Here is an 11,121-nt window from a genome sequence, read left to right as displayed (position 1 = left end):
GCATCCACCTGGAAGAGATCAGCCGCAGCGTGAGCAAGGGCGCGCACGCCGTCCTCGTGCTCGACGGCGCGGGCTGGCACACCTCACCCAGGCTGCGCCTGCCCGCGAACATCAGCTTCCTGCCGCTGCCGCGCTATGCGCCCGAGTTGAACCCGGTGGAGAACGTCTGGGAGTTCCTGCGCCAGAACCTGCTCAGCCACCGCGTATGGGACAGCTACGACGCCATTGTCGACGCTTGTTGCCACGCTTGGTCCGCCCTGATGAGCACGCCCGAGCAGATTGCCTCCATCACGCGCCGCTCCTGGGCACACGTCAAAGTCTGAGGCGCTTGGTATTATTCCGCTGCAGCGCCGTCGCCGCCCGCGCGTGTCGGGTGTCGAGGCAGACCACCGGGATCCCGAGTGTCTTGAGCGAGTGGTACAGCCAGGGCGTCAGCTGCCCCGTCTCCAGGCTGATGCGCCGCAGCTCTGGGGCGTGACGGCGATGCGCTGTCGCCAGCACTTCCGGCTCACTCGCCCGCTTGCCCTTCCACACCAGCCGGCCATGCTCGTCGAGCACGTGAATGGCCGTGTCCTTGTCCGAAACATCCAGCGCCGCGTACTGCACCATGATGCCCTCCCTAGTTGTTTGATCCCAGGGTTTCATGGTGCAGTCTTCCGGCAGGCGTGGAAGGACGCGCTATGGGCCAGGTTCAACACGGGAGCGCCACAACGAAAGCGGCGGTCCGTCGAGCGATACAGCATAGTCAAGAGAGCCTGAGGGGGCTCGCCAAGCGCTATGGGGTGAACCCGAAGACGGTGGCGAAGTGGAGGAAGCGAAGCTCCGTCTCCGACCGGCGCACCGGCCCTCAGGAGCCCAGGTCGACGGTTCTGTCGGTCGAGGATGAGGCTGTGGTCGTTACCTTTCGCCGCCACACGCTGTTGCCGCTGGACGACTGCCTCTACGCCCTCCAGCCCACCATCCCGCACCTCACCCGCTCAAGCCTGCACCGCTGCCTCCAGCGCCATGGCATCAGCCGACTGCCGGACACCGAGGACGACAAGCCAAGACGCTCCAAGTTCAAGCGCTACCCGATTGGCTACTTCCACATCGACCTTGCCGAGGTCCGGACCGAGGAAGGCAGGCTCTACCCCTTCGTTGCCATCGACAGGACCTCGAAGTTCGCCTTCACGGAACTGCACGAGAAGGCCACGCGCCGCATCGCCAGCAATTTCCTGCGCGCCCTCGCCGCCGCCGTTCCCTACCGCATCCACACCGTGCTCACCGACAACGGCACGCACTTTACCGAGCCCGGTGGCGAGGGCTGGACGCCCGCGGACATCCGGCAAATGCTGGCCCGGAACCAGCCGTTCCTCTGCCATGCCTTCGAGTTCGCCTGCGCTGAACTCAACATCGAGCACAGGCTTACCAAGCCTCGGCACCCGCGGACGAATGGCCAGGTCGAGCGCATGAACCGGACCATCAAGGACGCCACCGTCAGGCGCTTCCACTACGAGACCCACGACCAGCTCCGTCAGCACCTCACCGACTTCGTCGCCGCTTACAACTTCGCCCGTCGGCTGAAGACCCTACGCGGCCTCACACCCTACGAAGCCATCTGCAAAGCCTGGACGGAAGAGCCCTCCAGGTTCATCCCTGACCCGCACCACCAAATCCTGAGACCAAACAATTAGGGCGGCCGCGGGCAGCCTCTCCGCCCGCCTCGCACCCTGAGCTTGCCACCTCGGCCAGTCGGCTTGCGATCAGCGCATGTGGATCAGGTGGCCCGCCGCAGGCGGTGCAGCCTGCGACGGTTGTAGGGGCTGTGTTGGAAACTTCGCGGCGGGCCGCAGGTGTCCTGGATAGCAGGCGGATCAGGCAGCAACCTGAAACAGCTCGGTGACAGAGCTGGTTTGGGCCCGCATGTCGCGCCCGCCGATCTTCCGAAGCTGCCCCTTCCTCACCATCGCCATGACCTCGTAGCCTGCCGGTGTTCGTCGAGCCGTATGGAAACTGCCGAAGCCGAGCCCCGGTTTGACGATGCGTCTCGCGCGCCGGTTGTCTTGTTCCACAATGTTGTTGAGAATTTTGCATTGCCGGAGATGGGAGAAGCGCCACAGCTCCCCGTCGTCCTTCAACTGCTCGATGGCACACGCGTAGGCTGGGTTCTTGTCCACCGTGATGGTGCGTGGGTTCACCGTGTGCGGCTGCCTCGATGCCTTGCGAAAGAACCGCTTCGCGGCCTCGGCATCCCGCTTGACCGAGAGCAGGAGGTCGATCGTCTGTCCGCGGCTGTCGACCGCACGGTACAGGTACATCCAGCGACCTCTGACCCGAACGTAGGTCTCGTCGACCCTCCACGAGCCGTTGCTCGGCCGCAGATGCGGCCGGATCCGCTTATCGATCTCCGGCGCGTAAGCCTGGACCCAGCGGAACAGCGTGATGTGTGCGATCTCGACGCCGCGGTCCTGAAGCATCGGTTCGAGATCGCGGTAACTGATCGGGAACATCAGATACCACTGGACCGCCTAGAGGATCACCTGGGCAGTGAACTGCCGTCTGTTAGAGGACCGGTCCAGCCTCACCGAAGCCACTCGCCGCCTCGCCATGCTACGGCTTGTACCCAGCCAGTGAGGCGCCGCGAGGTCGCAACAGAACCGCGGGCCGCTGCCGTTGCCCTCGCCGGGCCGTGGATGGCAGGCAAGCCGGATATCGGGCCGATCTGATCATATCTTCATCAGCGCGGCGTAACTGTTCTGCCCAGCAGATGCCGTGCCGGCAAGCATGGTTCCGTACACTTTTCGCTTGACCAATTTTCGAGCAGCATACCTAACTTACCTACGGATAAGTAACTTAGAGGTGCTGGATGGCCCGCTATGAGAGCAAGCGCGAGCAGATCGAGGCGGCAGCCATGCGCCTCTTCGCGGAGCGCGGCGTCGATGCCGTCTCCATGCGCGATATCGGCGCGGCCTGCAGCATCTCCGGCCCCGGCGCGCTCTCGCATTTCGGAAGCAAGGACGCCCTGGTCGCGACGCTCTTCGCCGAGGGCTTCGCCGGCTACGCGGCCCGGATCAGGGAGGCCACGCCGGCGGCCGGCCCCTTTCGCGAGCGGCTCCTAGCGGTGATCGCCACGGTGCTGAAGCTCCATGACGAGGACCACGACCGTTTCCGCTTTCTTGTGCTGCGGCAGCACGACCATCTCGCGAGCATCCCGCGCGATGGCGCCAATCCGATCGAGGTGATCCGCGCGCTGATCGAGGCGGCCATGGCAGCCGGGGAGATCCCCCTGCGCAGCCCCGACCTCGCCGCCCTCGCCGTCATCGGCCTCGTCCTACAGCCGGCGACCGGCCGGCTCTACGGCCGCCTGACCGGGCCGCTCGCGCCCCTGGCCCCGGAGATCGCCGCAATGGCCTGGGGCGCCCTCAACGCCGGCAGCGACGCGCCTGCCGCTGAACGATCAACCCGCAAGCCTCGGAGCACCCGCCGATGATCGACCCCGCGACAGGGACTACCGGCGTGGCCGGAAGGCCCGCGATCCTGACCCGCCGCCTGCTGCCGCTCGTCGTCACTCAGGCCTGCGGGGCATTCAACGACAACCTCGTCAAGAACGCCCTGGTCGTCCTCGCGCTCTTCCGGCTTGGCGAGGGCGGCATCGGCTTCTCGGCCCTCGCGGGGGCGCTCCTCATCGCTCCCTATATCCTCCTCTCCGCGACCGCCGGCTCCCTCGCGGACCGGATGCCGAAACGAGCCCTCATCGTGAGGCTGAAGGTTTTCGAGATCGGCCTGATGCTGCTCGCCGGGCTCGGCTTCCTGACGGGGAGCGTCACCCTTCTGCTCGGCGTCATCCTTGGGCTCGGCATCCAGTCCGCCCTCTTCGGGCCGGTGAAGTACGCGATCCTGCCGGAACACCTCCGGCAGGATGAGCTCATCGCCGGCAACGGCGCCATCGAAGCCGCGACCTTCGTCGCGATCGTCATCGGCACGGTCGCGGGCGGCGCCTTCATTCTCCTGCCCACGGGCGCGACGCTCGTTGCCTCCCTCGGCGGCGCCGCCGCCGCCGCCGGCCTCGTCGCCGCCCTGGCGCTGCCGCCCACGACGGCGGTGGCTCCCGGAACCCCCGTCGAGGCCAATCTCGCCCGCGCGGCTTGGTCCTGCGTGCGGGGCGCCTTCGCCAGCCGCCCAATCCGCCTCTCGATCTTCGGCCTCTCCGGCTTCTGGACCGTGGGCGCCACGATCATCACCGCCCTTCCGGTCGTCGCGCGGGACACGCTCGGCGGCACGGGCGGCGTCCTCACGCTGTTCCTCGTCATTTTCGCGGCCGGGGTTGGGGTAGGGTCGCTCCTCTGCTCCCGCCTGCTCCGGGGCGAGGTGAGCCCCCGCTACGTCCCCTTCGCCGCCGCCGGCCTGGGCCTTCTCACCGGCGCCTTCGCCCTCGTTGCCGCCGCACTCGGCCCGGCGGCGGCCGGCGGGCCGATGGACCTGTTCCGCTCGGCCGGCGGCATCGTCCTTCTCCTGAGCCTCTTCGGGCTGGCCGCCTGCGGCGGCATCTTCTCGGTCCCGCTCTACGCCATCATCCAGGAGACCTCCGACCCCGCTCGCCGGGCAAGCACCATCGCGGCGAACAACATCGTGAATGCCGTCGCGATGGTCGCGGGCGCAGGCGTGGCCGCGGCCCTTGCCGCTCTCGGCCTGTCCGTGACCGACGTGCTCCTCGTCACCGCCGCCCTCACTCTCCTCGGCGCCGGCTACATCGTGCGGATCCTGCCGCGGGACGTGCTCCGCACCCTGTTCCGGGCCTATTTCGACACCTTCCACGGCGTGGACCTGCGCGGGCTGGAGAACTACCGCGCGGCCGGGGACCGGCTCGTCATCGTCTCCAACCACCTCTCCTTCGCCGATGCCTGCCTCATCGCCTGCTACCTGCCGCGCAGCCCGACCTTCGCGGTGAACACCGCGATCGCGGAGCGCTGGTGGACGCGCCCGTTCCTCGCCGCGGTCGATATCTTCAAGGTGGACATCGCCTCGCCCTTCGCCATCAAGCGCATGGTCGAGGCCGTTCGCGACGACGGCCGGCAGCTCATGATCTTTCCCGAAGGGCGGCTGACGAAGACCGGCGCCCTCATGAAGGTCTACGAGGGCGCGGGCGTCGTCGCCGACAAGGCCGGCGCGAAGGTGCTCCCGATCTCCATCCAGGGTCTGCAGTTCACCCGCCTCAGCCGCCTCAAGGGAAGGCTGCCGATGCGCTGGTTCCCGCGGCTCTCGATCACGATCCTTCCCGCCGCGGACCTGCGGCCGGAGGGCGCGGCGGAGATGACACCGCGCAAGCGCCGGGAGGCGGTGGGCCTCGCGCTCGGCGACCTCATGACCGACGCGGTCTTCCTCTCGAAGCCCACGAACCGGACGATCTTCGGGGCGCTGCTGGACGCGCGCGACCTCCACGGCGGCCGCACCCTCATCGCCGAGGACATCGCGCGGCAGCCCATCTCCTACGATCGCATCGTCACGGGCGCCCTCGCGCTCGGCCGCAAGATCGCCACCCTCGACGATGCCGTCCGCCGCGCCAACCCGCGGCCCATGCCGGCAATCACCGGCGAGGAGCGCGCCCTGTCCGGTGCCGTCGGGCTGATGCTGCCGAACGCCAACGCCGCCCTCGTCACCTTCATGGCGCTCCAGGCGGTCAGGCGCGTGCCCGCCATGCTGAACTTCTCCGCCGGCGCCGACGCAATGCTCTCGGCCTGCCGCGGTGCGGATCTGGCAACCGTCGTCTCCAGCCGCGCCTTCGTCGAGAAGGCCAAGCTCGGAAAGGTCGTGGAGCGGATGGCGCCCCACGTCAGCTTTCTCTGGCTCGAGGACCTGCGCGCCAGCCTGACCTGGCGAGACAAGCTCCGGGCACGGGCCGGAAGCCTTTTCGCCCGGCGCCTTGCCGATCGCGGCGCCGATCCCGACGCCCCCGCGCTCATTCTCTTCACCAGCGGCTCCGAAGGAGCGCCGAAGGGCGTCGTCCACTCCAGCCGCACGCTGCTGGCGAACATCGCCCAGATCTCCACGGTCGTGGACTTCACCGCCTCCGACCGCGTCTTCTCGGCGCTGCCGATGTTCCACTCCTTCGGCATGACCGGCGGCACCCTGCTGCCGATCCTGCACGGGGTGCGGACCTTCTTCTACCCCTCGCCGCTGCACTACCGGATTGTGCCCGCGCTGATCTACGACACCGACGCGACGGTCGCCTTCGGCACGGACACCTTCCTCAACGGCTGGGCCCGCTTCGCGCACCCTTACGACTTCTATGCCATCCGCTACGTCTTCGCCGGCGCCGAGCGCGTCCGCCCAGAGACGAAGCAGCTCTACGCCGAGCGCTTCGGCGTGCGCGTCCTCGAGGGCTACGGCGCCACCGAGACCGCGCCGGCACTCGCTCTCAACACGGCGATGCACACCCGCCCCGGGACGGTGGGGCGCTTCCTTCCGGGCATCGAGACGCGGCTCGATCACGTGCCGGGCATCGCCGAGGGCGGACAGCTCCTGGTTCGCGGCCCGAATGTCATGCTTGGCTACCTGAAGGCCGACCGGCCCGGCATTATCCAGCCGCCCGCTGGGGGCTGGTACGACACCGGCGACATCGTGGCGGTGAGCCCCGACCGCTACGGGCGCATCATCGGCCGCGTGAAGCGCTGGGCGAACATCGCCGGCGAGAAGGTCTCCCTCGTCGCGGCCGAAGAACTGGCCGCCGCGCTCTGGCCCGACGCCTCGCACGCCGTGGTGAAGATCCCGGACCCGAGGAAGGGCGAGGCGATGGTGCTCGCCACGACGAGGGCCGATGCCACCGCGGAGGCGCTGCTGGCCTTCGCGCGCGGCCGGGCGGTGGCGGAGATCGCCGTTCCCCGACTGGTCGTCCCGGTCGGGGCGCTGCCGCTGCTCGGCACCGGCAAGACCGACCTTCCCGGCGTGCAGGCGCTCGTCGAGGCGGCGCTCCTCGCCCGCCCGGCCGCCTGACGATGAGCAGGCCGGTGCCACCCAGGAGGACGATAACGGCATGACCCTCTACGCCCTTAAGCCCCGCTTCCAGGCCCTTCTGCGCCCGCTCGTCCTTCGCCTCGCCGCGGCCGGCGTCACCGCCAATCAGGTCACCGTCAGCGCGGCGGCCGGATCGGTCCTCCTCGGGGGGCTCATCGCTTGGCAGGCGGGCGTATCGCCCGAGATCTTTGTGCTGCTGGCGCCGTGGTTGCTGCTGCGGATGGCACTGAACGCGGTGGATGGCATGTTGGCGCGGGAGCACGGGCAGCGCAGCCGCCTCGGCGCCTTGCTGAACGAGCTCGGCGACGTGGTGTCGGACGCCGCGCTCTACGCCCCCTTTGCCCTGCTCCTCCCGTTCGGTCCCGGCGGCATCGGCGCCGTCGTACTGCTCTCGACGCTCTCAGAGTTCACCGGCGTGCTGGGACCGGCCATCGGCGCATCCCGTCGCTACGACGGCCCCTTCGGCAAGAGCGACCGCGCGCTCCTCTTCGGCGCGCTCGGCCTGTGGGCGGGGCTGGCGGGCGGGCTGCCCGGCTGGCTCTGGCCGCTGCCCTCGCTCCTTTCGCTGCTCCTCCTCCTTACCATCGTCCGGCGCGCGCGCGGTGCGCTGGCGGAGAACCCGGCATGACGATGACCTCCCCTGAAGACGCCACGGTCCGGCCCTGCGAGAGCGGCCGCTTCCGCACCCATGACGGCACGGAGTTGTTCTACCGCCACTGGCGCACCGCGCCCGGTGTCGCGCGCCGTGGCGCCGTGCTGCTGGTGCATCGCGGGCACGAGCATTCCGGGCGTGTCGCGCATCTGGCGGACGAGCTGGACCTGCCGGACTTCGATGTCTTCGCCCACGACGCACGCGGGCACGGTGAATCCGGGGGCGAGCGCGGCAGCAGCCCGGGCTTCGCCGCCTCGGTGCGCGACCTCGATGCCTTCGTCCACCATCTCGGGGCGGCGCACGGTGTCGCGGTCACGGACCTGGCCGTCGTGGCGGCAAGCGTCGGCGCCGTGCTGGCGGCGACCTGGGTGCATGACTACGCGCCGCCCATACGCTCCCTCACTCTTGCCTCGCCGGCCTTCGACGTGCGGCTCTATGTTCCCTTCGCACGGCCGGGGCTGCGCCTGCTGCAGAAGCTGCGCGGTAACTTCAAGGTCAACTCCTACGTCAAGCCTCAGCTCCTGACGCATGACGAGGCGCGGCGGGCCTCCTTCGCGGCGGACCCGCTGATCACACGCCCGATCGCCGTCAACCTGCTGCTCGGCCTGTACGAAGCCGCTGATCGGGTGGTGGAGGACGCCCGCGCCATCGTCGCGCCGACGCAGCTCCTCATCTCCGGCACGGATTTCGTCGTGCGCCAGCCGCCGCAGCACCGCTTCTTTGAGCGGCTGGGATCGCTGGTGAAGGAGCGGCACGTCCTGCCCGGCTTCTTCCACGATACGCTTGGCGAGCGGGACCGCGCGCCGGTGGTGGCCATGGTCCGCAATTTCATTCTCGCCCGCTTTGCGCAGCCGCCGCGCCCCGTCCCGCTGCTCGATGCCGACCAGGCCGGCCATACCCGGGACGAGGCGGACGCGCTGGCCACGCCTCTTCCCGCCCTGTCACCTCGCGGCTTGTACTGGGGCGCGACGCGGCTGGGGCTGCGTCTGGGCGGCCAGGTCTCGCAAGGGATTCGACTCGGTCACGAGACCGGCTTCGATTCAGGCTCCACGTTGGACTACGTGTATCGCAACCGACCCGACAGCCGGGGACGGATCGGCCGCGCCATGGATCGCACCTATCTCGACTCCCCGGGTTGGCGCGGGATCCGGCAGCGCAAGCTGAACGCGGAGGAACTGTTGCGCGAAGCCATGAGCCGCCTGCGCGAGGCCGGGCAGCCCGTGCGGGTGCTGGACATCGCCGCCGGCCACGGCCGCTACGTGCTCGATGCGATGGAGGGAGCGCCGGTGCCTCCGGACGCCATCCTTCTACGCGACTACAGCCCGATCAACGTGGAAGCCGGCCGCCGCCTCATCGCCGAGAGAGGTCTGGGCGAAGTTGCCCGTTTCGAGGCGGGCGACGCCTTCGACCGCGACAATCTCGCCGCCGTCGACCCGCGCCCGACGCTCGCCATCGTGTCCGGCCTCTACGAGCTCTTCCCCGGCAACGACCTCATCCGCCGCTCCCTCGACGGGCTCGCCGCCGCCATCCCGGAGGGCGGCTACCTTGTCTATACCAACCAGCCCTGGCACCCGCAGCTCGAGATGATCGCCCGCGCCCTGACCAGCCATCGCGGCGGCCAGGCCTGGGTCATGCGCCGGCGCACCCAGGCGGAGATGGACCAGCTCGTTGCCGCCGCCGGGTTCCGCAAGATGGAGCAGCGGATCGACGAGTGGGGCATCTTCACCGTCTCGCTCGCGCAGCGCGTGGCGGGGGTGCCGTGACCGAGCGGCGCCCCTGGGGCCGTGCCGCGCTCTGGCTGCTCGGGCTAGGCGTCTTCTTCTACGCGAGCTACGGGCTGGCGAACTGGCTGGCGTCGATCCGCGCCGAGGTGCCTGTCGTGGTATTCGACTGGGAGCGCGGCGTCCCCTTCCTGGGCTGGACGATCATCCCCTACTGGTCGGTGAACCTCTTCTACGCCGCCTCGCTCTTCGTCCCCGCCACCCGCGCCGAACTGGACCGCCATGCGGCGCGGCTGCTGACGGCGCAGCTCGTCGCCGTGGCGTGCTTCATTGCCCTTCCGCTCCGCTTCTCCTTCGACCGCCCGGAGACGACAGGGCTGCCAGGCTTCCTCTTCGACGTGCTGGGGGGCTTCGACAAGCCCTTCAACCAGGCCCCGTCGCTGCACATCGCGCTGTTGGTAATTCTGTGGGACCTTTACGCCCGGCACGTGCGGGGCCGCATCCCGCGCTGGGCGCTGTACCTCTGGTTCGCGCTGATCGGCCTCTCCGTGCTCACCACCTACCAGCACCACATGGTGGACGTGCCGACCGGTGCCCTGCTGGGCCTGCTCTGCCTGTGGCTCTGGCCAGAGGGCGGATCCAGTCCCCTGGCCGCACGGCCCGTGCGCGAGCGGCGGCGCCTCGTCCTGGCGGCTGCCTACGCGACGGGTTCGTTGGCTCTGTCGGGACTGGCGGTCTGGGGCGGAGGATGGTGGCTATGGCTGTTCTGGCCCGCCGTCTCCTGCGCCCTGGTGGCGCTGAACTACGCGCTGGCCGGCGCGGCGGGCTTCGGCAAGGCCGCGGACGGCTCGGTGCCGCTCGCGACGCGCCTTCTCCTCGCGCCCTATACCCTTGCCGCCCGGCTCAACGCGCGGCTCTGGACGCGACGGGCGCCGGAGCCGTGCCACGTCGCCGACGGGGTCTGGTTGGGACGCCTGCCCTCCGCCCGCGACCTCGCGGCCGGACCCTTCAGCACGGTGGTGGACCTTTGTGCCGAGATCCCGCTGCCGCGCTGGACCGGGCAGCGCGTCGCCCTGCCCAGCCTGGACCTCGTGCCGCCCGCCGCCGCCACGCTGGACACGGCAGCCGAGGCGATCGAGGCGGCGCGCCGGCAGGGCCCCGTGCTGGTGTGCTGCGCCCTTGGCTACGCCCGCAGCGCCGCGGCCGTGTCCGCCTGGCTGGTCCGCACCGGGCGGGCGGCCGATGCGACGGCGGCGGCGGCCGTGATCCGCACCGCGCGCCCCTCCGTCGTGCTGCGCGATGCCGGCTGAGAACGGGCCCTTTCCCGAGGATCGCGCCGCGGCGGCCACGATCGCCGATCTGCTCGAGGGGGGCTGGGCGATCCACCTGTTTTCCGCCGCGCTCAGCGCGGGCGCGATGGCGGCGCTCCTCCTCGCGCCTAGCTGGCAAGCCGCGATCGGACCGGTGGCGGTCCTGCTGGCCGGGCTCGTCGAGACGTGGATGGCGCTGCGGGTGCGCTTCGACGCCCGGTGCTTTCGCCGGATCGCCGAGGCGGCCGACGGCCCCGGCCTCGCGGGCTTCGACGCGGCGCTGTGCCGACTCGGCCTGATGCCGGAGAGCAAGGCCGGGCGTCCCCTGGCACCACGCATTGCGGGGGCCCGGCGCCTGCTCGCCCGGCAGAGCATCGCCCTCCTCGCCCAGATCGGCCTCGCCGTGCTGGCGGTGCTGGCTTTCTCGGGAAGGCCGTGAGAGACCTGC

At 69.8% G+C, this 11,121-nt stretch carries 8 protein-coding genes and 2 pseudogenes; 8 read left to right on the top strand and 2 right to left on the bottom strand.

The window, feature by feature from the left end:
* The coding region (locus D9599_RS29275) for a transposase (RefSeq protein ID WP_232481082.1) at positions 1–323 on the top strand (323 nt) is incomplete at its 5' end.
* Positions 324–330: 7 nt separating this feature from the next.
* On the opposite strand, the pseudogene D9599_RS29270 reads toward D9599_RS29275, so the two are convergent.
* Positions 331–645: pseudogene (locus D9599_RS29270) on the bottom strand (IS110 family transposase); the annotation flags it as partial.
* A gap of 35 nt (positions 646–680) precedes the next feature.
* Between D9599_RS29270 and D9599_RS29265 the strand changes: the two are divergent.
* Complete coding sequence (locus tag D9599_RS29265) at positions 681–1,673, top strand: IS481 family transposase (protein ID WP_198384867.1); 993 nt, start codon at positions 681–683, stop codon at positions 1,671–1,673.
* A gap of 180 nt (positions 1,674–1,853) precedes the next feature.
* Here D9599_RS29265 and D9599_RS29260 read toward each other — a convergent pair.
* Positions 1,854–2,504, bottom strand: a pseudogene (locus tag D9599_RS29260) (IS6 family transposase); the annotation flags it as partial.
* A gap of 341 nt (positions 2,505–2,845) precedes the next feature.
* Between D9599_RS29260 and D9599_RS29255 the strand changes: the two are divergent.
* From D9599_RS29255 to D9599_RS29230, 6 genes are read left to right on the top strand one after another with little or no spacing between them, the layout of a single operon-like run.
* On the top strand, positions 2,846–3,469 hold the full coding sequence (locus D9599_RS29255) for a TetR/AcrR family transcriptional regulator (protein WP_198384866.1): 624 nt from the start codon (positions 2,846–2,848) through the stop codon (positions 3,467–3,469).
* On the top strand, positions 3,466–6,969 hold the full coding sequence (locus tag D9599_RS29250) for an acyl-[ACP]--phospholipid O-acyltransferase (RefSeq protein WP_198384865.1): 3,504 nt from the start codon (positions 3,466–3,468) through the stop codon (positions 6,967–6,969). Before D9599_RS29255 ends, D9599_RS29250 begins: the two co-directional genes overlap by 4 nt.
* A 40-nt stretch (positions 6,970–7,009) precedes the next feature.
* Positions 7,010–7,618 carry a CDP-alcohol phosphatidyltransferase family protein gene (locus D9599_RS29245; RefSeq protein ID WP_198384864.1) on the top strand — a complete coding sequence of 203 codons (609 nt, stop codon included), beginning with the start codon at positions 7,010–7,012 and terminating at the stop codon, positions 7,616–7,618.
* Positions 7,615–9,405, top strand: coding sequence for a bifunctional alpha/beta hydrolase/class I SAM-dependent methyltransferase (locus D9599_RS29240; RefSeq protein WP_198384863.1), 1,791 nt, complete (start codon positions 7,615–7,617; stop codon positions 9,403–9,405). Before D9599_RS29245 ends, D9599_RS29240 begins: the two co-directional genes overlap by 4 nt.
* Complete coding sequence (locus D9599_RS29235) at positions 9,402–10,673, top strand: phosphatase PAP2 family protein (RefSeq protein WP_198384862.1); 1,272 nt, start codon at positions 9,402–9,404, stop codon at positions 10,671–10,673. The genes D9599_RS29240 and D9599_RS29235 overlap by 4 nt, the downstream gene beginning before the upstream one ends.
* Positions 10,663–11,112 (top strand): hypothetical protein, encoded by a 450-nt coding sequence (locus D9599_RS29230; RefSeq protein ID WP_198384861.1) that lies wholly within the window; start codon positions 10,663–10,665, stop codon positions 11,110–11,112. Before D9599_RS29235 ends, D9599_RS29230 begins: the two co-directional genes overlap by 11 nt.
* Positions 11,113–11,121 lie beyond the last annotated feature (9 nt).

Source organism: Roseomonas sp. KE2513, from assembly GCF_016107305.1.
GTDB lineage: Bacteria > Pseudomonadota > Alphaproteobacteria > Acetobacterales > Acetobacteraceae > Roseomonas.
This window is presented reverse-complemented; position numbering and strand designations above follow the sequence as displayed.

What these genes read in the sequence shown, in the direction of transcription:
- D9599_RS29230 (WP_198384861.1), top strand. Translation starts at nt 10,663, where the DNA reads ATGCCGGCTGAGAACGGGCCCTTTCCCGAGGATCGCGCCGCGGCGGCC.
- D9599_RS29265 (WP_198384867.1), top strand. Translation starts at nt 681, where the DNA reads ATGGGCCAGGTTCAACACGGGAGCGCCACAACGAAAGCGGCGGTCCGT.
- D9599_RS29240 (WP_198384863.1), top strand. Translation starts at nt 7,615, where the DNA reads ATGACGATGACCTCCCCTGAAGACGCCACGGTCCGGCCCTGCGAGAGC.
- D9599_RS29245 (WP_198384864.1), top strand. Translation starts at nt 7,010, where the DNA reads ATGACCCTCTACGCCCTTAAGCCCCGCTTCCAGGCCCTTCTGCGCCCG.
- D9599_RS29250 (WP_198384865.1), top strand. Translation starts at nt 3,466, where the DNA reads ATGATCGACCCCGCGACAGGGACTACCGGCGTGGCCGGAAGGCCCGCG.
- D9599_RS29255 (WP_198384866.1), top strand. Translation starts at nt 2,846, where the DNA reads ATGGCCCGCTATGAGAGCAAGCGCGAGCAGATCGAGGCGGCAGCCATG.